Annotated in this window: 17 protein-coding genes, 2 tRNA genes and 1 pseudogene; all 20 read left to right on the top strand. The window is 63.0% G+C overall.

The annotated features are described in order from the left end of the window. Nucleotides 1–94 (top strand): annotated as a pseudogene (locus FHW64_RS33055) (elongation factor Tu); the annotation flags it as partial. A 14-nt stretch (nucleotides 95–108) separates the two neighbouring features. Next, nucleotides 109–184, top strand: a tRNA-Trp gene (locus tag FHW64_RS33060). A 102-nt stretch (nucleotides 185–286) separates the two neighbouring features. Next, entirely contained in the window at nucleotides 287–670 is a 384-nt protein-coding gene (gene secE / locus FHW64_RS33065; RefSeq protein WP_184533531.1) for a preprotein translocase subunit SecE, read from the top strand. Continuing rightward, nucleotides 671–1267 (top strand): transcription termination/antitermination protein NusG, encoded by a 597-nt coding sequence (gene nusG / locus FHW64_RS33070; protein ID WP_184533533.1) that lies wholly within the window; start codon nucleotides 671–673, stop codon nucleotides 1265–1267. 151 nt (nucleotides 1268–1418) lie between these two features. Then, nucleotides 1419–1850, top strand: coding sequence for a 50S ribosomal protein L11 (gene rplK / locus FHW64_RS33075; RefSeq protein ID WP_028252759.1), 432 nt, complete (start codon nucleotides 1419–1421; stop codon nucleotides 1848–1850). After that, a complete protein-coding gene (rplA, locus tag FHW64_RS33080) occupies nucleotides 1851–2549 on the top strand; it encodes a 50S ribosomal protein L1 (protein WP_184533535.1) in 699 nt (232 codons plus the stop codon). A 249-nt stretch (nucleotides 2550–2798) separates the two neighbouring features. Then, on the top strand, nucleotides 2799–3317 hold the full coding sequence (gene rplJ / locus FHW64_RS33085) for a 50S ribosomal protein L10 (protein WP_184533537.1): 519 nt from the start codon (nucleotides 2799–2801) through the stop codon (nucleotides 3315–3317). A 43-nt stretch (nucleotides 3318–3360) separates the two neighbouring features. Next, nucleotides 3361–3735 carry a 50S ribosomal protein L7/L12 gene (gene rplL / locus FHW64_RS33090; protein WP_184533539.1) on the top strand — a complete coding sequence of 125 codons (375 nt, stop codon included), beginning with the start codon at nucleotides 3361–3363 and terminating at the stop codon, nucleotides 3733–3735. Between the two features lie 249 nt (nucleotides 3736–3984). Next, nucleotides 3985–8109: a DNA-directed RNA polymerase subunit beta gene (gene rpoB, locus FHW64_RS33095; protein WP_184533541.1), complete on the top strand. Its 4125-nt coding sequence runs from the start codon at nucleotides 3985–3987 to the stop codon at nucleotides 8107–8109. A 20-nt stretch (nucleotides 8110–8129) separates the two neighbouring features. Next, entirely contained in the window at nucleotides 8130–12368 is a 4239-nt protein-coding gene (gene rpoC / locus FHW64_RS33100) for a DNA-directed RNA polymerase subunit beta' (protein WP_184533543.1), read from the top strand. Nucleotides 12369–12455: 87 nt separating this feature from the next. After that, entirely contained in the window at nucleotides 12456–13046 is a 591-nt protein-coding gene (locus tag FHW64_RS33105) for a lema family protein (protein WP_184533545.1), read from the top strand. Nucleotides 13047–13145: 99 nt separating this feature from the next. Then, a complete protein-coding gene (gene rsmB / locus FHW64_RS33110) occupies nucleotides 13146–14444 on the top strand; it encodes a 16S rRNA (cytosine(967)-C(5))-methyltransferase RsmB (protein ID WP_409350670.1) in 1299 nt (432 codons plus the stop codon). A 19-nt stretch (nucleotides 14445–14463) separates the two neighbouring features. After that, entirely contained in the window at nucleotides 14464–15066 is a 603-nt protein-coding gene (locus FHW64_RS33115; protein ID WP_221210616.1) for a DUF4390 domain-containing protein, read from the top strand. Then, nucleotides 15063–17387 (top strand): ATP-binding protein, encoded by a 2325-nt coding sequence (locus FHW64_RS33120; protein ID WP_311733429.1) that lies wholly within the window; start codon nucleotides 15063–15065, stop codon nucleotides 17385–17387. The genes FHW64_RS33115 and FHW64_RS33120 overlap by 4 nt, the downstream gene beginning before the upstream one ends. A 73-nt stretch (nucleotides 17388–17460) precedes the next feature. Further along, nucleotides 17461–18156 carry a response regulator gene (locus FHW64_RS33125; protein ID WP_184533546.1) on the top strand — a complete coding sequence of 232 codons (696 nt, stop codon included), beginning with the start codon at nucleotides 17461–17463 and terminating at the stop codon, nucleotides 18154–18156. A gap of 18 nt (nucleotides 18157–18174) precedes the next feature. After that, a tRNA-Phe gene (locus FHW64_RS33130) sits at nucleotides 18175–18250 on the top strand. Between the two features lie 412 nt (nucleotides 18251–18662). After that, the gene (locus FHW64_RS33135; protein WP_184533548.1) at nucleotides 18663–20171 is read left to right on the top strand and encodes a site-specific integrase; all 1509 of its coding nucleotides are present in this window, start codon (nucleotides 18663–18665) and stop codon (nucleotides 20169–20171) included. Next, nucleotides 20168–20656: a hypothetical protein gene (locus FHW64_RS33140; RefSeq protein WP_184533550.1), complete on the top strand. Its 489-nt coding sequence runs from the start codon at nucleotides 20168–20170 to the stop codon at nucleotides 20654–20656. Before FHW64_RS33135 ends, FHW64_RS33140 begins: the two co-directional genes overlap by 4 nt. Nucleotides 20657–20793: 137 nt before the next feature. Next, entirely contained in the window at nucleotides 20794–21021 is a 228-nt protein-coding gene (locus FHW64_RS33145) for an AlpA family transcriptional regulator (RefSeq protein WP_184533552.1), read from the top strand. Nucleotides 21022–21145: 124 nt separating this feature from the next. Then, entirely contained in the window at nucleotides 21146–22873 is a 1728-nt protein-coding gene (locus tag FHW64_RS33150) for a hypothetical protein (protein ID WP_184533554.1), read from the top strand. Nucleotides 22874–23308 lie beyond the last annotated feature (435 nt).

Raw genomic sequence — 23308 nt, forward strand, 5'->3', positions numbered from 1 at the left:
TCCGATCGCCATGGAAGAAGGTCTGCGCTTCGCGATCCGCGAAGGCGGCCGCACCGTGGGCTCGGGCGTCGTGGCCAAGATCCTCGACATCTGATTTAGGAATCGCGGAGGGGTATAGCTCAATTGGCAGAGCGTCGGTCTCCAAAACCGAAGGTTGTAGGTTCGATTCCTACTGCCCCTGCCACCTGAGGGTGGTCCCGAAAAAGCCCGTCATGTCCTGACGGGCTTCGGCGTCTCAGAAGACGCATTGAAATGGAAGCTGAGAGGCTTCAGGAATAGTGCCCAGATGGCTTCTTCTCAAATCGAAACCGTAAGCACCAGTGCTGACAAGGCCAAGTTGGCGACAGCCGTCGTCTTGGTCGTGGGTGCCATTGCTGCGTTCTATCTGCTGACTCGCCAGGGTCCGGTGGTGCAGTGGGGTGCCTTGCTGGTGGGGCTTGCTGCTGCCGTGGGTGTATTTGCGAGTTCCGAGAGCGGTCGTCAGTTGTGGGCGTTCGGTCGCGATTCGTGGCGTGAAGTCAAGAAGGTTGTCTGGCCGACTCGCAAAGAGGCGATCCAAATGACGGCGTACGTGTTTGCCTTTGTGGCAATCATGTCGATCTTCCTTTGGCTCACCGACAAGACGCTCGAATGGGTGTTTTTTGATCTCATTCTGGGCTGGAGAAAGTAAATGACTGACGACGCCATCGACGTTGCGCCGGAAGGCGGGCATGTGCTGGCCCCGGCCGCCAATCCCGATTTCCGCTGGTATGTGGTGCACGCGTACTCCGGAATGGAGAAGGCGGTGGAGCGGAACATCACGGAGCGGATTACACGCGCCGGGATGCAGGACAAGTTTGGCCGAATCCTGGTCCCGACCGAAGAGGTGGTCGAGGTCAAGAACGGGCAGAAGCGCACTACCGAGCGTCGGTTCTTCCCCGGTTACGTCCTGGTCGAAATGATCATGGACGACGAGAGCTGGCACCTCGTGAAGCACACGAACAAGGTGACGGGTTTCGTTGGGGGCGCGAAGAATCGCCCCGCTCCGATTTCGCAGAAGGAAGTCGAAGACATCGTCAGCCAGATGCAGCAGGGCACCGAGAAGCCGCGCCACAAGATCGAATTTGTCGTCGGCGAATTCGTGCGCGTCAAGGAAGGTCCTTTTACCGACTTCAACGGCACCGTCGAGGAAGTCAACTACGAAAAGAACAAGGTTCGCGTGTCGGTCATGATCTTCGGTCGTGCCACGCCGGTCGAACTCGAATTTGCGCAAGTCGAAAAGACTTGAGTGCGAGAAAACAAGGCCGGGTGACCTGGCCTTGAATTTTTGTGGTTCGCGTCCCTCCGACTCGGCGTGAATCTGGATTGAAGAGAGTCGTTAACCCCGGGGAGCCAAGGCCGAGAAGGCTAAGGCGCTAATACCCGCAAGGAGAAAAAGCATGGCGAAGAAAATCGTCGGCTTCATCAAGCTGCAAGTGCCAGCTGGTAAGGCCAATCCGTCGCCGCCGATCGGTCCCGCTCTGGGCCAGCGCGGTTTGAACATCATGGAGTTCTGCAAGGCGTTCAACGCGCAGACTCAAGGCGTTGAGCCGGGTCTGCCGCTGCCGGTGGTCATCACCGCGTTCGCCGACAAGAGCTTCACCTTCATCATCAAGACGCCGCCGGCGATCACGTTGATCAAGAAGGCGATCAAGCTCGAGAAGGGTTCCGCACGTCCGCACACGGACAAGGTCGGCAAGATCACGCGCGCACAGCTCGAAGAAATCGCCAAGACCAAGATGAAGGATCTGACCGCGGCCGACCTGGACGCAGCAGTCCGCACCATTGCCGGTTCTGCCCGCTCGATGGGCGTGAATGTGGAGGGCGTGTAAATGGCCAAGATCACCAAGAAGCAAAAGGCCCTCGCAGGCAAGGTCGACAGCGGCAAGCTTTACGCGCTGGCTGACGCGCTCGGCATCGTGAAGGAAGCCGCTACCGCGAAGTTCGACGAGTCCATCGACGTTGCAGTGCAGCTCGGCATTGATGCCAAGAAGTCCGACCAGGTGGTGCGTGGCGCCGTCGTGATGCCGAACGGCACCGGCAAGACCAAGCGCGTGGCGGTGTTCGCACAGGGCGCCAAGGCTGAGGAAGCCAAGGCTGCCGGCGCCGACATCGTCGGCATGGACGACCTCGCCGCTCAGGTGAAGGCTGGTGACATGCCCTTTGACGTCGTGATCGCCGCTCCTGACGCGATGCGCGTCGTCGGTACCCTGGGTCAGATCCTCGGTCCGCGCGGCCTCATGCCGAACCCCAAGGTCGGCACTGTGACGCCGGACGTTGCTACGGCTGTCAAGAACGCCAAGGCGGGTCAGGTGCAGTTCCGCGTCGACAAGGCCGGGATCATCCATGGTTCGATCGGCCGTCGCTCGTTCGACACCGACAAGCTGCAAGGCAACCTGTCCGCGCTGATTGAGGCGCTGGTCAAGGCCAAGCCGGCCTCGAGCAAGGGTGTGTACCTGCGCAAGGTGGCAGTGTCTTCGACGATGGGTGTGGGTGTCCGCGTGGACACGCAGACCATCGCTCAAGGCTGATGTGAATTTGCCTGGCGGCCCGTCAAAAGGTCGCCGGGTGATGTGGTGGGTCGAAGCTGCTTCAGGCGGCTTCGGGCCATCCAAGACCGCTGGCGTACAGGATTGCCTGTACTTAATCGCTTCACTTGGTGTTGCGGCCAGCGCAGATGGCGACCCCGCTGCAAAGGAGCTAGTTTCCGGAACAGTTGGTCGCTGCATGAAGCGCGTTCCGAGACTTCGGTTAAGGGACGCATTGAAAAGGAGTAGACCTTGAGTCTGAATCGCAGTGAGAAAGAAGCGGTCATCAATGAAGTGACCAGCCTCGCCGCAAAAGCTCAAACGCTCGTGATGGCGGAATACCGTGGCATCACGGTCGCCGATATGACCAAACTGCGCACCGAAGCGCGCAGCAAGGGTGTGAGCCTCAGCGTGTTGAAGAACACGCTGGCCCGCCGTGCTGTCGCCGGTAGCTCGTTTGAGGTCGTCGGCGACCAGATGACCGGCCCGCTGATCTATGGCTTCTCCGAAGACGCTGTGGCTGCCGCGAAGGTGGTGGCCGATTTCGCGAAGACCAACGACAAGTTGGTCATCCGCGGCGGCGCATTCGGTGGCAAGGCCCTGGATGTCGAAGGCGTTAAGCAACTGGCCAACATTCCTACGAAGGAAGTGTTGCTGGCACAGCTGCTGGGCTTGATGCAATCCCCGATCTCGCGCACGGCCCGTGTCCTGGCCGCGCTCGCCGAGAAGCGTGGTGGTGGCGAAGCCCCGGCCGAGGCTCAAGCCGCTTAAGGCTTGACTTTGAAATATTCAACCCAATTGTTAGGAAACAAAAATGGCATTCGATAAAGACGCATTTCTGACCGCGCTCGACAGCATGACGGTCCTGGAACTCAACGACCTGGTGAAAGCCATCGAAGAGAAGTTCGGCGTGAGCGCCGCTGCAATGGCTGCTCCGGCTGCTGCCGGTGGCGCCGCTGCCCCCGCCGCTGAAGAGAAGACCGAATTCAACGTCGTTCTGCTCGACGCTGGCTCGAACAAGGTTGCAGCGATCAAGGCCGTGCGCGAAATCACCGGCCTGGGCCTCAAGGAAGCCAAGGACCTCGTGGAAGCCGCTCCGAAGGCCGTCAAGGAAGCTCTGCCGAAGGCAGACGCCGAAGCCGCCAAGAAGAAGCTGGAAGAAGCTGGCGCCAAGGTGGAACTGAAGTAATTCAGTCATCCTGGAGGGCTGGAGTGTGCCGCAAGGCCCTCCAGCCTTTGCCGCTTTCAGAGCGCACCCAAAAGCCGCCTCTTTTCAGCGTTTTTTGAGTGTCTTCTGACCCCGACTACAGAAGACCCCTTGGTTCGGGTGATGTGCAACGCATCACTGTCCGCCAACGGCTGGTAGTGGCCAGCCGCCAAGCAGTGGCGCGAAAGCGCTGCTGACAAGTCGCTGAAGATCTCAAGCACCGGAGCTCTCATGGCCCAAACGTCCACGTACAGTTACACCGAACGCAAGCGCATCCGAAAGAATTTCGGTAGCCGCGACAGCGTCGTCGAAATCCCCTACCTGCTGCAGATGCAAAAAGACGCGTACACCGCGTTCCTGCAAGCGGGCGTCGCACCTCAGAAGCGGACTGTGGAAGGGCTGCAAGCCGCGTTCCACGCGGCCTTCCCGATCGTCTCGCACAACGGTTTCGTCGAGATGAAGTTCCTCGAGTACAACCTGGCGAAGCCGGCGTTCGACGTGCGCGAGTGCCAGACCCGCGGTCTGACCTTCGCCTCGGCTGTTCGCGCCAAGGTGCAGCTCATCATCTATGACCGCGAGTCGTCGACGCCGCAGTCGAAGGTGGTCAAGGAAGTGAAGGAGCAAGAGGTCTACATGGGCGAAGTGCCGCTCATGACCGACAAGGGCTCGTTCATCATCAACGGTACCGAGCGCGTCATCGTGTCGCAGCTTCACCGTTCGCCGGGCGTGTTCTTCGAACACGACAAGGGCAAGACGCACAGCTCGGGCAAGCTGTTGTTCTCGGCCCGCGTGATCCCCTACCGCGGCTCGTGGCTCGACTTCGAGTTCGATCCGAAGGACATGCTGTACTTCCGCGTCGACCGTCGCCGGAAGATGCCTGTCACGATCCTTCTGAAGGCGATCGGCCTCAATCCGGAATCGATCCTCGCGAACTTCTTCGTCAACGACAACTTCCGCCTCATGGACAGCGGTGCGCAGATGGAGTTCGTCTCCGAGCGCCTGCGCGGCGAAGTCGCGCGCTTCGACATCACCGACAAGTCGGGCAAGGTCGTTGTCGCCAAGGACAAGCGCGTCACGGCTCGCCACACGCGCGAACTCGAACAGTCGGGCACGACCCACATCAGCGTGCCGGAAGACTTCCTGATCGGCCGCGTGGTCGCTCGCAACATCGTCGATCCGGACTCGGGTGAAATCCTGGCAAAGGCCAACGACGAGCTCACCGAAACGCTGCTGAAGAAGCTGCGTTCGGCCGGTGTGCAGGAGCTCCAGTGCATCTACACGAACGAACTCGACCAGGGCGCGTACATCTCGCAGACCCTGCGCATCGACGAAACCGCCGATGAGTTCGCTGCGCGCGTGGCCATCTATCGCATGATGCGTCCCGGCGAGCCGCCGACGGAAGACGCCGTGCAGGCCCTGTTCCAGCGTCTGTTCTACAACCCCGACACCTACGACCTGTCGCGCGTCGGCCGGATGAAGTTCAACGCCAAGGTCGGTCGTGACGAGTCGACCGGCCCGATGGTCCTGACCAACGAAGACATCCTGGCTGTCGTCAAGATCCTCGTGGATCTGCGCAACGGTCGTGGCGAAGTCGACGACATCGATCACCTGGGCAACCGCCGCGTGCGTTGCGTGGGCGAACTGGCCGAAAACCAGTACCGCACTGGCTTGGCTCGTATCGAGAAGGCCGTCAAGGAGCGTCTGGGCCAGGCCGAGCAAGAGCCGCTGATGCCGCACGACCTGATCAACAGCAAGCCGATCTCGGCCGCACTGAAGGAGTTCTTCGGTGCCTCGCAGCTGTCGCAGTTCATGGACCAGACCAACCCGCTGTCCGAGATCACGCACAAGCGTCGCGTCTCGGCCCTCGGCCCGGGCGGTCTGACGCGCGAACGCGCCGGCTTCGAAGTGCGCGACGTGCACGTTACGCACTACGGCCGTGTGTGCCCGATCGAAACGCCTGAAGGTCCGAACATCGGTCTGATCAACTCGCTGGCTCTGTACGCCCGCCTCAACGAATACGGCTTCATCGAGACGCCGTACCGTCGCGTGGTGGACAGCAAGGTCACGAACGAGATCGACTACCTGTCGGCCATCGAGGAAGGCAAGTACGTGATCGCGCAGGCCAACGCTGCGCTCGACAAGGAAGGCCGACTGACTGGCGACCTCGTCTCTGCCCGCGAAACCGGCGAATCGATCCTGGTGAGCGCCGAACGCGTGCAGTACATGGACGTGTCGCCGGCGCAGATCGTGTCGGTGGCCGCATCGCTCGTTCCGTTCCTCGAGCACGACGATGCGAACCGCGCGTTGATGGGCGCCAACATGCAGCGTCAGGCCGTGCCTGTGCTGCGTCCTGAAAAGCCGTTCGTCGGTACCGGCATCGAGCGCGTTTCCGCGGTCGACTCGGGCACCGTCGTGACCGCGACCCGTGGTGGCGTTGTCGACTATGTCGACGCGACCCGCATCGTGGTTCGCGTGAATGACGCGGAAGCGGCTGCAGGTGAAGTCGGTGTGGACATCTACAACCTGATCAAGTACCAGCGTTCGAACCAGAACACGAACATCCACCAGCGTCCGATCGTCAAGCGCGGCGACAAGATCGCCAAGGGCGACGTCATTGCCGATGGCGCTTCGACCGATCTGGGCGAGCTCGCGCTCGGCCAGAACATGCTGATCGGCTTCATGCCGTGGAACGGCTACAACTTCGAAGACTCGATCCTGATCAGCGAACGCGTCGTCGCCGAAGACCGCTACACCTCGATCCACATCGAGGAACTGGTGGTGATGGCTCGCGACACCAAGCTGGGTGCCGAGGAAATCACGCGTGACATCCCGAACCTGGCCGAGCAGCAGCTCAACCGCCTGGACGAATCCGGGATCATCTACGTCGGCGCCGAAGTGCAGCCGGGCGACACGCTGGTTGGCAAGGTCACGCCGAAGGGCGAGACCACGCTGACGCCGGAAGAAAAGCTGCTTCGCGCGATCTTCGGCGAGAAGGCTTCGGACGTGAAGGACACCTCGCTGCGTGTGGATCAAGGCTCGCAAGGCACCGTGATCGACGTGCAGGTGTTCACCCGCGAAGGCATCACGCGCGACAAGCGCGCGCAGCAGATCATCGACGACGAACTCAAGCGCTTCCGCCTCGACCTGAACGACCAGCTTCGCATCGTCGAAGCCGACGCGTTCGACCGTATCGAGAAGCTCCTGACCGGCAAGGTTGCCAACGGTGGCCCCAACAAGCTGGCCAAGGGCACCAAGCTCGACAAGGCGTATCTCTCGTCGATCGAGAAGTTCCACTGGTTCGACATTCGCCCGGCGGAAGACGATGTGGCCCTGCAGCTCGAGTCGATCAAGAACTCGCTGGAGCAGACGCGCCACAGCTTCGACCTCGCGTTCGAAGAAAAGCGCAAGAAGCTCACGCAAGGCGACGAGCTGCCCGCAGGCGTGCTCAAGATGGTCAAGGTGTACCTGGCCGTCAAGCGCCGTCTGCAGCCTGGCGACAAGATGGCCGGCCGTCACGGTAACAAGGGTGTGGTGTCGAAGATCGTTCCGGTCGAAGACATGCCGCACATGGCCGACGGCACGCCGTGCGACATCTGCCTGAATCCGCTGGGTGTGCCTTCGCGGATGAACGTGGGTCAGGTGCTGGAGGTGCATCTGGGCTGGGCCGCCAAGGGCGTGGGCCAGCGCATCGGCGACCTGCTGCAGGCGGAGGCCAAGGTGGCCGAGCTGCGCAAGTTCTTCGAGGACCTGTACAACGGCTCGGGTCGCAAGGAAGAACTCAGCGCGCTGAGCGATACCGACGTGATCGAAATGGCGCAGAACCTGTCGCAGGGCGTGCCGTTCGCGACGCCGGTGTTCGACGGTGCCTCGGAAGAGGAAATCCGCGGCATGCTGAAGCTCGCCTATCCGGACGACATCGCCAAGCTCAAGGGCCTGACCGAGACCCGCACGCAGGCGTACCTGTACGACGGCCGTACCGGCGAGCGCTTCGAGCGCCCGGTCACCGTCGGCTACATGCACTTCCTGAAGCTGCATCACCTGGTGGACGACAAGATGCACGCCCGCTCGACCGGCCCGTACTCGCTGGTCACGCAGCAGCCGCTCGGCGGCAAGGCGCAGTTCGGCGGCCAGCGTTTCGGGGAAATGGAAGTGTGGGCGCTCGAAGCCTACGGCGCTTCCTACGTCCTGCAGGAAATGCTGACCGTGAAGTCCGACGACGTGCAGGGCCGTACCAAGGTCTACGAAAGCATCGTCAAGGGCGAGCACTCGATCGAAGCCGGCATGCCGGAATCGTTCAACGTGCTGGTCAAGGAAATCCGTTCGCTGGGTCTCGACATCGAGCTCGAGCGTTCGTAATTGGAAGGGGATAGAGACTTATGAAATCGCTACTCGACCTGTTCAAGCAGTTCACCCCTGATGAGCATTTCGATGCCATCAAGATTGGCATGGCTTCGCCCGAGAAGATCCGTTCGTGGTCTTTCGGCGAAGTGAAGAAGCCCGAGACGATCAACTACCGGACCTTCAAGCCCGAGCGTGATGGTCTTTTCTGCGCGAAGATCTTCGGCCCTATCAAGGACTACGAGTGCTTGTGCGGCAAGTACAAGCGCCTGAAGCACCGCGGCGTGATCTGCGAGAAGTGCGGCGTTGAAGTCACGCAGACCAAGGTGCGTCGTGAGCGCATGGGTCACATCGACCTCGCGGCGCCCTGCGCGCACATCTGGTTCCTGAAGTCGCTGCCGTCGCGTCTGGGCCTCGTGCTCGACATGACGCTGCGCGATATCGAGCGCGTGCTGTACTTCGAAGCCTATGTGGTGACCGATCCCGGCATGACCCCGCTGAAGAAGTTCAGCATCATGTCCGAGGACGACTACGACGCGAAGCGCAAGGAATACGGCGACGAGTTCATCGCCAAGATGGGCGCTGAAGGTATCAAGGACCTGCTGATGGGCATCGAGCTCGACACCGAGATCGAAAAGCTCCGCGGCGACCTGACCGGCTCCGAAGTCAAGGTCAAGAAGAACTCCAAGCGCCTCAAGGTGCTGGAAGCCTTCCGCAAGTCGGGCATCAAGCCCGAGTGGATGGTGCTCGACGTGCTGCCCGTGCTGCCGCCGGACCTGCGTCCGCTGGTGCCGCTGGACGGCGGCCGCTTCGCGACCTCCGACCTCAACGACCTCTACCGTCGCGTCATCAACCGCAACAGCCGACTGCGTCGCCTGCTCGAACTGAAGGCGCCGGAAATCATCGCGCGCAACGAAAAGCGGATGCTCCAGGAAGCGGTCGATTCGCTGTTGGACAACGGCCGTCGCGGCAAGGCCATGACGGGCGCCAACAAGCGTGCGCTCAAGTCGCTGGCCGACATGATCAAGGGCAAGAGCGGTCGCTTCCGCCAGAACCTGCTGGGCAAGCGCGTCGACTACTCGGGCCGTTCGGTCATCGTGGTGGGCCCGACGCTCAAGCTGCATCAGTGCGGTCTGCCGAAGCTGATGGCCCTCGAGCTGTTCAAGCCTTTCATCTTCTCGCGCCTCGAAGCCATGGGCATTGCGACCACCATCAAGGCGGCGAAGAAGGAAGTCGAATCCGGCACGCCGGTGGTGTGGGACATCCTTGAAGAAGTCATCAAGGAACACCCGGTGATGCTGAACCGCGCACCGACGCTGCACCGCCTGGGCATCCAGGCCTTCGAGCCGATCCTGATCGAAGGCAAGGCGATCCAGCTGCACCCGTTGGTTTGCGCGGCATTCAACGCCGACTTCGACGGTGACCAGATGGCCGTCCACGTGCCGCTGTCGGTCGAAGCGCAGATGGAAGCCCGCACGCTGATGCTGGCCTCCAACAACGTGCTGTTCCCGGCCAACGGCGAACCGTCGATCGTGCCGTCGCAGGACGTGGTGCTGGGTCTGTACTACACGACCCGCGATCGCGTGAATGGCAAGGGCGAAGGTCTGGTGTTCTCCGACATCGGCGAAGTGCAGCGCGCACTCGACGCCGGCGTGGTCGAACTCACCGCCAAGATCGCCGTCCGGATCACCGAGTACACGAAGAACAAGGAAACGGGCGAATTCACGTCCTCGACCTCGCTCGTCGATACGACCGTGGGCCGTGCGTTGCTGTCCGAGATCCTGCCGAAGGGCCTGGCGTTCTCGAACATCAACAAGGCGCTGAAGAAGAAGGAAATCTCCAAGCTCATCAACGCCTCGTTCCGCAAGTGCGGTCTGAAGGAGACGGTGGTCTTCGCCGACAAGCTGCTGCAGAACGGCTTCCGCCTCGCGACCAAGGCTGGTATTTCGATCGCGATCGACGACATGCTCGTGCCTTCCGAGAAGCACGGCATCATCGACCGCTCGGCCAAGGAAGTGAAGGAAATCGAGCAGCAGTACGTCTCCGGTCTCGTGACCGCTGGCGAGCGCTACAACAAGGTGGTCGACATCTGGGGCAAGGCCGGCGACGAAGTGTCGAAGGTCATGATGGCCAAGCTGTCGAAGGAAAAGGTCACCGACCGCAACGGCAAGGAAGTCGAGCAGGAGTCGTTCAACTCCATCTACATGATGGCCGACTCGGGCGCTCGCGGTTCTGCTGCGCAGATCCGTCAGGTGGCCGGCATGCGGGGCCTGATGGCCAAGCCGGACGGCTCGATCATCGAGACGCCGATCACGGCGAACTTCCGCGAAGGCCTGAACGTGTTGGAGTACTTCATCTCCACCCACGGTGCTCGTAAGGGTCTGGCCGATACCGCGCTGAAGACCGCGAACTCGGGTTACCTGACCCGTCGTCTGGTCGACGTGACGCAGGATCTGGTCGTGATCGAGCAGGATTGCGGCACGCAGGACGGCGCCGTGATGCGCGCGATCGTCGAAGGCGGTGAAGTGATCGAATCGCTGCGCGAACGTATCCTGGGTCGTACGGCTGCCGAAGACGTGCTTCACCCCGAAACGCGTGCAGTTCTGGCCAAGGCCGGCGACATGCTGGACGAAGACACGATCGAAGCCCTCGAAGCCGAAGGCGTCGACGAAGTCAAGGTTCGCACCGCGCTGACTTGCGCGACCCGCTTCGGCCTCTGCGCCAAGTGCTATGGCCGTGACCTCGGCCGCGGCGGTCTCGTCAACAACGGCGAAGCCGTCGGCGTGATTGCAGCGCAGTCGATCGGCGAACCGGGCACGCAGCTGACGATGCGTACGTTCCACATCGGTGGTGCGGCATCGCGTGCGGCAGTGGCCTCGAGCGTCGAAGCCAAGTCGAACGGCGTGATCGGCTTCAACGCCACGATGCGCTACGTGACCAACAGCAAGAACGAACTCGTGGTCATCGCGCGTTCGGGCGAAATCGTCATTCACGACGAGCACGGCCGTGAGCGCGAGCGTCACAAGGTGCCTTACGGTGCCACGCTGACGGTGAAGGCAGACCAGCAGATCAAGGCGGGCCACGTGCTGGCCAACTGGGATCCGCTGACGCGCCCGATCATCACGGAATTCGCCGGCAAGACGAAGTTCGAGAACGTCGAGGAAGGCCTCACGGTCGCCAAGCAGGTGGACGAAGTCACCGGCCTGTCGACGCTGGTCGTGATCGACCCGAAGCGCCGCGGCGCTGCCAAGGTCGTGCGTCCGCAAGTGAAGCTGATCGACGCCTCGGGCGCCGAGGTGAAGATCCCCGGCACCGACCACTCGGTGACGATCGGCTTCCCGATCGGTTCGCTGGTCCAGATCCGCGACGGTCAGGACGTGGGCCCCGGCGAAGTGCTGGCGCGTATTCCGGTCGAAGGCCAGAAGACCCGCGACATTACCGGCGGTCTGCCGCGTGTGGCCGAGCTGTTCGAAGCCCGTTCGCCGAAGGACAAGGGCATGCTGGCCGAGATGACCGGCACCGTGTCGTTCGGCAAGGAAACGAAGGGCAAGGTCCGTCTGCAGATCACCGATCCGGAAGGCAAGGTCTGGGAAGAACTCGTGCCGAAGGAAAAGAACATCCTGGTGCACGAAGGCCAGGTGGTGAACAAGGGCGAGTCGATCGTCGACGGTCCGGCCGATCCGCAGGACATCCTGCGCCTGCTGGGCTCCGAAGAACTGGCGCGCTACATCGTGGACGAAGTGCAGGACGTGTACCGCTTGCAGGGTGTGAAGATCAACGACAAGCACATCGAGGTGATCGTTCGCCAGATGCTGCGCCGCGTCGTGGTCGAGAACCCGGGCGACACCACCTACATCGCCGGCGAACAGATCGAACGCAGCGAGATGCTCAACACCAACGACGCGCTGCGCGCCGATGGCAAGATCCCCGCGACGTACACCAACCTGCTGCTGGGTATCACGAAGGCATCGCTCTCGACCGACAGCTTCATCAGCGCCGCATCGTTCCAGGAAACGACGCGCGTGCTGACCGAAGCCGCGATCATGGGCAAGCGCGACGAGCTGCGCGGCCTGAAGGAAAACGTCATCGTCGGCCGTCTGATCCCCGCAGGCACCGGCATGGCGTACCACCAGGCACGCAAGGCGAAGGACGCCATGGACGAGGCCGAGCGCCGCGCGATCGCAGAAGCCGAAGCGGCAGAGCTGTCCGGCTCGACGACCGCTGACGACGTAGCGACCGTGACGGTGGATGCTGGCGAAGGCGCTGCAACCGAATAAGCGGTAGTAGCATCGCCGGTCATGACCGGTCCCCAACTGCCCCCTTTCCGCCCGCGGATCGGGGGCTTTTTATTGGGCGTGCGCTGAATGCCGGAAGTGCCTGAATCCTTGCCGTACTGGATTGCCGGCGCCATCGCGCTGTTCTGGTTCGTGGGCGCCTACAACCGCCTGATGCGCCTGCGTTCGGCCGCGCTTCAAGCGTACGCGATGCTCGATGCAGCGCTGGTACGGCAACTCGATTTCGTTCTTGCACGCGTGGCCAAGGACGAGCCGTCCGCCACGCCGCTCGAGTCGCCGAGCGCGTCTGTGCAGGCTGCCGCGAACCAACTCTCGACCCTGCTCGCAGCGACGCGTCTTCGGCCATTGAATCCCGCGGGCGTGGCGGCGATGGGCACGGCGATGCACGTCATGCTTGCGGCGTGGCAGAGCCTCCACCCCGATGCGGTCGTCAGCTTCGACGCCGACGGAACCCTGTCCCGGCCGGCGCCACTCGAGGGCCTCCCGGACGGTGCGGAAATCTCGCAACCCATCGCCTGGCCGGAACCGTCCGCCGCTGCCGAGATGGCCCGCGGGCACTTCAATCTTGCTGTGGCCCAGTACAACGCCGCGATCGCCGAATTTCCGGCGGTGCTGGTGGCGTGGATCATGCAGATCAAGCCGGCGGCACCGCTGCGCTGATTCCAGTGTTGCGTGGCTGACGCATCACACATTTACCATCGACCCGATTTGCCAGACCTTTCCCATCCCAATTCTGTTTCGCCGCCTCTTTGGCGCCAGTTGCAACTGACCGCCGCTGCGTTGGCCTCGATCCGCGCGGGGGCTTCGGGCTCCGTGGCGTTCGAAGCCGTGGAGCCGTCGCTGCGGCCGGGCGTCCAGGCCCTCGGCTTCCAGGCGCTGCGCTGGCTTGGCCGTGCGGAGGCCTTGCGGCGCCAACTCGCCAAGCGCACGCCCCCGCCGGCGGCGGATGCGTTGCTGTGCACGGCGCTCGCACTGGCGTGGGACCCGCAGCGTTCGCCTTATGAGCCGTTCACCCTGGTTGACCAGGCCGTTGAAGCTGCGAAGCGCAATCCCGAAACCCGCGCGCAGGCGAGCTTCATCAATGCATGTCTGCGGCGATTTCTGCGGGATCGTGAAGAGCTGATCGCGACAACGGATCGCGAGCCCGTCGCGCAGTGGAACCACCCGCGCTGGTGGATCGAGCGCCTCAAGCGCGACCATCCCCGCGAATGGCAGCGGGTGCTCACTGCAGACAATTCGCAGGCGCCGATGACCCTTCGCGTCAACCTTCGCCACGGCAGCGTCAATCGCTACCTTGAGGAATTGAGCGCCGCCGGCTTGAGCGGCTCCCCGGTTGGCGAAAGCGGCATTCAACTGGCGCGTGCCCGGCCGGTGCAACAACTCCCTGGCTTTGCCGACGGCGAATGCTCGGTGCAGGACGCCGCCGCCCAGATTGCCGCGCCGCTGCTGTTGACGGGTCTTCGGGCCGGCGGCGCGCCCCTGCGCGTGTTGGATGCCTGCGCGGCACCTGGCGGGAAGACGGCGCACCTTCTTGAAACGGCGGCTCCGGGCGGAGTCGAAGTCACGGCGCTCGAGGTCGATGCCGTGCGGAGCCGGCGGATCGGCGAAACGCTTTCAAGGCTCGGAATGACCGCCAACGTCGTCGTGGCGGACGCCTCCCGCCCCGCCGAGTGGTGGGATGGCAAACCCTTCGACGCCATCCTGCTCGATGCGCCGTGCACCGCATCCGGCATCGTCCGGCGGCACCCGGACGTTCGATGGCTTCGCCGCGAGAGCGACATCGAGCAACTTGCGTTGGAGCAGGCCATGCTGCTACAGGCACTCTGGCCCCTGGTTCGACCAGGCGGTCGCCTCCTGTATTGCACCTGCTCGGTGTTCAAGGAAGAGGGTGCGCACCAGATTGAGGCGTTCTTTGCACGCAACACCGACGCCCGTTTACTGCCCTCGCCGGGTCATTTGCTGCCGCAAATCGGGGTAAACGCGCGTGCCGTCCCGGACAATCCGTTGGGTGATCACGACGGTTTCTTCTACGCCCTGCTGGAGAAGCAGACGGGCTGACCGATCCTTCCCGGCCCGGTTGGCCGCGCTGCTGGTGCTCGTCTGCTGGTGCCTCGCATGGTTCCCCGGCGCCGCCAAGGCTGACACGCACGGCGCTTCCGTCACCCAGATGCGCCTCGAACAGGCGGACGACGGGATCTACCTTACCGCCCAGGTCCAGTTCGAACTGCCTACGCTGGTCGAAGAGGTGCTCGAGAAGGGCATTGCGATCTACTTCGTCGCCGAGGCAGAGGTCTACCGCGAACGCTGGTATTGGACAGACCTTAAAGTGGCACAAGCCGTGCGGCACATGCGACTTGCCTACCAGCCGCTCAGCCGGCGGTGGCGTCTCAACGTGTCGCCCGTGCCCATCACCAACGCCGGGTTCGGCGTTTCGCTGAACCAGAACTTCGAGACCCTCGCCGACGCCCTCGATGGGGTGCGGCGGGTCGGCAGGATGCGGCTCGGCGATCTCTCCGATATCGGCGATGCGGCAGATCATCCGGTGACGTTCCGCTTCCGCCTCGACACCTCGCAACTGCCGCGGCCGTTCCAGTTCCAGATCGGTGGCCTCGGCGGCCAGCCCGACTGGAACATCTCCATCGAGAAAAGCGCCCGCTTGCCGCTGGAGAAGGCGAAGTGAGCATTGCATCGCGCGGCGGCTCCAAGTCGCCGGCGGCGCGGCGTTCGCGCGCGGTTCGCTGGGCCATCGGCGTCGGTGCGGCGATGGTCACGGCCATCGGCCTGGTGCTGATGTTCCTTCTCGCGCAGGCGACCAACAACCGCGCGTTCTACGAGCGCAACTACGAGCGACTGCTCGGCATCAACGTGGTCGTCGCGGTGGTGCTGATCCTCGTGATCGGGTGGGTCGCCTACCGGCTGCTCAGCCGGCTCCGCCAAGGCAAGTTCGGCAGCCGCTTGCTGGTCAAGCTGGCCGCCATCTTCGCGCTGGTGGGCGTGGTGCCGGGCGTGCTGGTGTATGTCGTGTCCTACCAATTCGTCGCGCGGTCCATCGAGAGCTGGTTCGACGTGAAGGTGGAGGGCGCGCTCGATGCGGGCCTCAACCTCGGGCGCGCCACGCTGGACTCGCTGTCCGAAGACCTCATGAACAAGACGAAGGCAGCTGGTGGGCAGCTCGCCAATGTCTCCGACGCCGGCGCCGGCCTCGTACTGGAGCGGATTCGCGACCAGTTGGGCGCCACCGATGTCGTGTTGTGGTCGAGCAGCGGGCAACTCATTGCCGGGGCGGGTACCTCGCGCTTTCAGCTCAGTCCGGAGCGACCTACGTCGCAACAACTGAGGCAGGTGCGCGCAGACCGCGCCATCGCGCACATCGAGGGACTGGACGAAATCCCCGCGCCCGGCGCCGCTACGCCGCCGCCAGCGAGCGTCCGCGCGATCGCACTGGTACAGCGGCAGGGCTTCGAATTCAATACCGAGCCCCGTTTCCTGCAGGTGACGCAGCCGCTGCCGGCCGCAGTCGTCGCCAACGCCCTGGCGGTGCAGGAGGCCAATCGCGAGTACCAGGAAAGAGCACTCGCTCGCGAGGGCCTCCGCCGGATGTACATCGGCACGCTGACGCTGACCCTCTTTCTGGCGGTGTTCGGCGCGGTGCTCCTGGCTGTGCTCTTCGGAAACCAGCTCGCCCGTCCCCTGCTGGTGCTGGCCGACGGCGTGCGCCAGGTGGCGGGCGGCGATCTGCGTCCGACGGCTGTGTTGCAAGGCAAGGATGAACTCGGCGGCCTCACCCGTTCGTTCGCCGTGATGACGCAGCAACTGGCCGAAGCGCGCGGCGCGGTCGAGAAGACCATGGGCGAGCTGGATGCCGCCCGGTCCAATCTGCAGACCATCCTCGACAACCTGACCTCCGGCGTGATCGTGCTCCATGCGGACGGCGTGATCGCTTCGACCAACCCGGGCGCCACGCGCGTCCTGCGCGCGCCGCTCGCTGCGTACGAGGGCCAGCACCTCTCCGACGTGCCGGGCCTTTCCGACTTCGCGCAGAGCGTGCAGCAGCAGTTCGATGACTTCGAGGTCGAGCGCCTGCAGCACGGCCTCGACCACTGGCAGCACGCATTCGAGCTGCATTCCGCCGGCGATGCGGTGGTGGAGGACACGATCAACATCGTTGCCCGCGGTGCCGAACTGCCGGGGGCGACCCGGCTGCTGGTGTTCGACGACATTTCAGAAATCGTCTCTGCGCAGCGCGCGCAGGCTTGGGGCGAAGTCGCGCGACGACTCGCGCACGAGATCAAGAACCCGCTGACCCCGATCCAGCTCTCGGCCGAACGGCTCGAGATGAAGCTCTCCGGCAAGGTTGGCGCCCCCGAGCAAACGGTGCTGACCAAGTCCGTCAAGACCATCGTCGACCAGGTCGATGCCATGAAGCGGCTCGTCAATGAATTCCGCGACTACGCCCGCTTGCCGGCAGCGGACCTGAAGGCCGTGGACCTCAATGCGCTGGTGACAGACATCCTTCATCTCTATCCGGCCGAGAACGCTTCGGTGGCCTTGCGGCCGGAACTGGACGAACGCTGCCCACCGATCCGTGCCGATGCGCAGCAGATCCGGCAAGTCATCCACAACCTTCTGCAGAACGCCCAGGATGCGGCGGAGGCCAATGCCAGTCGGACCGGTCATGCCGGCGAGGTCACCATCCGGACCAGGCTCGCGGAATCTGGCCAGCGCGTTCGTCTGACAGTGCAGGACAGCGGTGCAGGCTTCGCGGAGCACATCCTCAAGCGCGCGTTCGAGCCGTACGTCACGACCAAGGCGAAGGGCACCGGCCTGGGCCTCGCGGTCGTCAAGAAGATTGCCGACGAGCACGGCGCGCGCATCGAACTTTCGAATCGTGTCGTCGATGGGGCTGTGGTTGGTGCACAAGTCTCGTTATCATTCGCGCTTGCAGGGGGGCCGCAGGGAGCGGTTGCTCACACAGAAGATTCGAAGTCATCCGCGATCTGAGCACCAGGCGATCATTCGCACAGGCCTTCGGCACATCACTAACTAGACAAACATCGGCGCACACCTCAAAGACATGGCAAACATCCTCGTGGTCGATGACGAGCTGGGCATCCGAGACCTGCTCTTTGAAATTCTCAACGACGAAGGCCACAACGTCGAACTCGCCGAAAACGCAGCCGAGGCCCGAGCCGCGCGACAGCGAGCCCGACCCGACCTGGTCCTGCTCGACATCTGGATGCCCGATACCGACGGCGTCACGCTACTGAAGGAATGGTCGGCTGCCGGCCTCCTGAGCATGCCCGTGGTCATGATGAGCGGACACGCCACCATCGACACCGCCGTCGACGCCACGCGCATCGGCGCCTTCGCTTTCCTCGAAAAGCCGATCACGCTGCAAAAGCTTCTGAAGGCCGTCGAGCAAGGCCTTGCTCGCGAAAGCGCGCGCCGCGCCGCCGCCAGCGTGGTGCCCCCGGCGAGCCATCTCTCGACAGTGGTCACGACCGTCGGCGAAAGCAGTCTGGTGCCCACTGCGCCGCAGACAGCGGTCGTAGAGACCGGCCCGCAATCAACGCAGAGCTTCGACCTCGACCGTCCACTGCGCGATGCGCGAGACGGGTTCGAAAAGGCTTACTTCGAGTTCCATCTCGCCATGGAGAACGGCTCCATGACCCGCGTGGCCGAAAAGACGGGCCTCGAGCGGACGCACCTTTACAGAAAACTGAAGCAACTTGGCGTCGATCTTTCGAGAGGGCGCCGAAGCACTGTATAATCGAGGGCTTCATACCAAGGCCCGGTAGCTCAGTTGGTAGAGCAGCGGATTGAAAATCCGCGTGTCGGTGGTTCGATTCCGCCCCAGGCCACCAAATAAAATCAAGCACTTAGCCCAGCCTCCGCGCTGGGCTTTTGCTTTTTCTGACAGTGTTCTGACACTGCCATCGGTGGACCACTGCGGTCAGCTGCGCTTTTCTGCGTGGCCGGCATGCAAAAAAAGTGGATGAACACCCCCGTCATGCTGCCCGCGCAGCACTACACGCAAAGACCAGAGACTTTTTCAAAGGAGTTCAGTCTTGCGTCTTTCTGATACGACGGTTCACCGCCGCCGCCACCACTACCGCCACTCGTCGCGGACCGGGCGCGCTCGCGCCCCCTGGTTGTCTGCGCCAGGCTACCAAGCCGGCCGTGGCGGCCGGAACCACAGCCCAAGTGTCTGTCCGTGCCGGCAAGCACGACCTGCGGCACCCATCCAGGCTCGAGCTGCGCTCGAGGAGGTGCAGCATGGCTAAGGCATACAAGGAAGGCGCCGGCTGGGCGTTTCGCCTGCGTGTCCATGGCCAGGACATCTACCAAAGCGGCTTTCGCAGCAAGAAGGCTGCGGAAGAGGCACGCGACAGCCGAAAGGTGGAGCTGAAACAAGCCGACAAGCAGGTAGGTTTCGGAGCCGCGCGGACGTCGGTGGCGCAGGCGCTCTGCGACTACGCGCTGGCCGAGTTGCCAAAGCACAAGGGGGCTGAGCAGGAGGCGCGTCGCATCAACCGCTATCTGCGCGCTGTGCAGCTGCCCTTGCTAAAAGTCGAGAAGCTCCAGGGCGAGCCCGGGTCGGTAAAGGCATCAATGCGGGGGCAGAAGCGCACGGAGCAAGCCGTGCATTTCAAGGTCGGGCTGGAGGATGTCGAGCAAGAGCGCGTGATTCCGGCGAGCCTTCGTGAGCACAGGGCTCGTCTTGAAGCAGAAGGCCTCGGCAGCGACACGCTGCGCAGCCTGCTGGCGCGAATCATGGTAGCGGACGTCAGTGCGCATCGGCTCCAACGATTTGTGGACGCCCTTGAGAAAGAAGGCTTCGGCATGTCGACCGTCCGCCTTGAAGTGGCCGTGCTGAGGCAGATGTTCAACCACTCACGGAAAATCTGGAAATGGACACAGCCTCATCAGAATCCCGCAAGTGGGCTGAAAATCGCGTCCGAGGACAATACGAGGAAGCGCATCCTGAGCGAGGAGGAATGGGTGCGAATCGCTCCCGTACTGGCGCGGTCCAAGAACCGGTGCGTGTTCCCTCTTGTCTGCCTCATGATTGAGACTGCGATGCGCAGCTCCGAGCCGCTGACCCGCCTGCGCTGGCAAGACATCGATTGGCAGGCGCGGGTGCTGGTCCTGCCTGATAGCAAAACAGGCAAGCGCGAGGTGCCGCTGAGCCCTGGAGCCGTCGATATCCTGCACGCAGTCCAGGCCATGGAACTCACAAGTGGACTTGAGGAGCCCGTGTTTCCGACGACCTACGAGACCCTCAAGAAGGCGTGGAAGACTGCCTGCACGGCAGCGGGCGTCAGCAACCTCCATTTGCACGACCTGCGCCATACCGCGGCGACGCGCTACGCCATCGAGTTTCAGGGCAATGCCTTCTTCATCAAGGCGGTAACTGGGCACAAGACGTCGGCGATGCTGGACCGCTACATCCACGTCAATGCGAGGCACGCCGCGGCCTACATGCATGGTGACGGGCTCGAGGCGAATGAGACGCCGGCTGGGCTGAACGCTGACCTGATGGCGGAGGTTTCCATCCAGGCACAGGCAATGGCCGCCGAGGCGAAGCAGGCAATTCGCGAGCGCGTGGCCAGGGAGCAGAGCTTGCGGCGCCAGGCGCAGGAGGCCAGGAAGGCTGGCCTTCCATGGCCCCCGGCTCCGCCGTTGGGCGAGGTGGGTCTGGGAAAGGGCGTGGGGCCTGACGTACCGTCTCCCTTGGCGGCGAGCGCGAATGTCATTCGTGTGGAGTTCAGGAAGGCTGCATGATGCTTCACAAGCAATTGCCAACCTTCGAGCTGAGGGTGGCGAGCTGGTTGATGAGGGCGAGGTTCATCGGCGACTACTCTGTCCAGCGCATCGAAGGTGAAGGCATGTTCGTGTACGCGCAGTTCCTTCACCATTGGGAGGGCGGCGGGCGTCGTGTGCGAGGGGCCGTCTGCCTGGGCCTGATTCGGATTCCCTTGCATCTGCAAAGTCAGGGGCGTTTCAAGCGGCTGCTGCAGATTTGCTGTCTGCTGGGAGGCAGTGCTGTCGTTCTGCGCATCGTCACCACCGAGACAGGCGAGTACTTTGACCTCCTGCGGCGGTGGGGATTTGTGCAGGTCTCCCCTGATGAATGGGGCTACTTCAAGGCCGACGGCGGTCCCTGGCCACTCGGGACGACCTTGGGTCCAGGCGGGGAGATTGAGTATCCGCCGCTGAAGGATTGGTATCCGCGGCGCAAGCGGACGCCGCCGCCCCCCAGCGACTAGCCTCCGCGAAAGGAGCGCCCTGAGGTTGGAAGGACTCGGGGCGCTCTCGTCCTTTTCCAAAGATCGCCCTTGTTTGCAGGGTGTTTTGAGGAAAGTGCGATAGGCCTTCATGCGTGGTCTGACGCGCTATACAAGGAATGAGCAAAGTCATTCCATCCTCCACGGCTCTCGCCGCCGAACTGCTGGACAAGGTCAGCGTCTGCAACCGGCTGAGCCTCTCTCTTCGAACCCTCGAGAACATGGTGCAGGAGGGCACATTTCCGCCACCTGTCCGCGTGGGTCGCAGGGTTTACTGGTCTGAAATCGCGGTCCGACGCTGGCAGCAGCGCCTTTTCGCAGCGCAGGAGTCCTGGCAGCCGCACTGAGCTGCCAATGCGCATCAGATGCAGGCGCACGTCGTGCGGCCTGCATCTGATGCGCGCGATCCAACGCTATACGAGCCATGGGCGCCGGTGCGGCGCAATGAAAAGTGACCAAGGACCAACGCATATGACCATTCAACTCGACCTCGTGGACGCCGATGCGCTCGAAGATGCCTTTGAGGAGGGGGCGATTCCGAGCGAACCCGCCACCGGATACCTCCCGCTCGGAACGGATGGCGACAAGGTCGTCGTTTTCTCTTGCCTGCACAAGGCGGTTGTGAAACTTCGGGCCGCCGACCTGAGCGAAATCGGCCTCAAGCTGAAACTCGGAGCAGGCTGGTACGACGCGCAACTTGCCTACCTCCAGCGCGCGCGCGCCGAGGCGGGCTTGCGCCTTCCCAAGCGGCAGGCTGGCCGCCTCGTCGTTGACCACATCCTCGAGGCGTGCCAGGTCGCAGGGCACTATGTCGCTGGCACTGAGCGCAGGACCGGCATCTGGCTCGAAGCTGACGGCTCACTTGTCATCAACAGCGATGTGCTCTGGCGTGGCGACGGCAGCGAGATGGTCCACGGCATCCATGGTCGGCACGTCTATCCGATGGGCAAGCCCATGGGCTTCGGCCCCTCGAGTGAGCTGGCCTCTCCTGAGGATGTGGAGCGCGTCCTGCAGGCTTTTCGGTCCTACGACTGGATGGTAGGCATGGCCCCTGAACTCGTGCTGGGCTGGCTCGGGGTCGCCGTGGCAGCCGGGGCGATGCGGCGGCGACCGCATCTGTTGATTACGGGGCCGGCAGGGTGTGGCAAGTCGACCTTGCTGCAGCAGCTCACCCATCTTCTCGGGCCGAACATCGAGGCGCTGACAGGTAGTCCTTCCTGGATGGGGCTCCACCAACTGGTCCATGACCGACCCACCCGAGCCATCGCAATCGATGAATTCGAGGCAGATGGCCAGAGTCGGCGATGCCAAGATGCCTTTGAGGCCGCGCGCGCCGCCTATTCCCTGCAGGAGTCGGATGTCGGCGTCGTGCGAGCGGCCCCCGGAGGTGATGTCCGGACGTACCGCTTGAGTTCACCATTTGTGGCGGCAGCCATCTCGCCAGGCCGGATGGAGCCCGCCGATCTGACCCGCTGGGTCATCCTCGAAGCGCGCAAGAGGCCTCACGATACTGGCGATGCAGGGGTGATGCTGCAACCGTCCGAAGCTGCGGGCGTCGGGGCGCGGCTGGCACGCCTGTTTGTCAGCCGCTGGGCGGTCTTCGCCGCGAGCCTAGAAGTGATTCGTCTCGCAATCCAAGCCCAAGGTGGTGACGCACGGATGGCCGACACCGTGGGGTATCTCCTCGCCAGCTACTGGGCGTTCACCAGTGACCGACCGGCAACGCAGCTTGACGCGGAATCCTTGGTTCGGCGCGCTGGCATTGCAGCGCGGTCGAAGAAGCAGGTGGTCCAGGACGAACAGGAGTGCCTTACTGCTCTGCTCACCCGGGTCGTGCCATTTGACCAGGCGATTGCTGGTGGAACGAAGCTCGCTATTGCTGAAGCGATTCGCTGTGTTACCCACAATCATGTTGGCAAGCGCGCCTTCGAGGCCCGTCTTGCGCAGTTCGGCCTTCGCGTATGCCAGTCGGACGGACGCTGGTTCCTGCTCGTGGCGAACTCTCCGAATCACTCCGAACTGAAGAGGTTGTTTGCTGGAACTAGGTGGGCTGCAGGTGGGTGGGCACTTGTACTGCGACGGCTACCGGGGGGCAAGGAGAGCACGCAGCGCCTCGGGCCCGGCCTACCAAGCTGCAAGGTTACGTCGTTCGAGCTTCCTGAGGAACTGCAGCCATCAAGGGAAGCCGCCGACGCGTGAATATTGAGGTGTGTGCGGGTGGCGGCCCTGGTCGTTACCTCGTTACCCTCGTTACCTCGCCGCGTCTGCATCCCGGATTGCGGCGCACTCGAACCGCTCCGTGTCGAGGTCCGCGTCACTCTGCTGCCTGCGCTCGGGTTGCTGTCTTCATGCGGTCAGCGCAATGCAATTGCGGTACAAGCTCCAGCGACTTGAAAGCCCACATTGGCGCCGAGCGCTCAAGCGTTCGAGAGATTCGACATCGAGTGACGATTCAAGGGTTCTTATCGTCATCAAGCCTTCGGAAGGCACCTCGAAGCTTCTGTCCGGCCCCTGGAGGAAATGATTGATCGGGACACGACAACCCCTCATAGTATGTGGCGCGCAACGACCGAGGCGGCGTAGCTGACACAGTGGTTGGCTGCCGTATCTGTTGAGCCGCCGACTGTTCGTATT

The sequence above is a fragment of the Variovorax sp. Sphag1AA genome (assembly GCF_014192575.1).
Taxonomy (GTDB): domain Bacteria; phylum Pseudomonadota; class Gammaproteobacteria; order Burkholderiales; family Burkholderiaceae_C; genus Variovorax.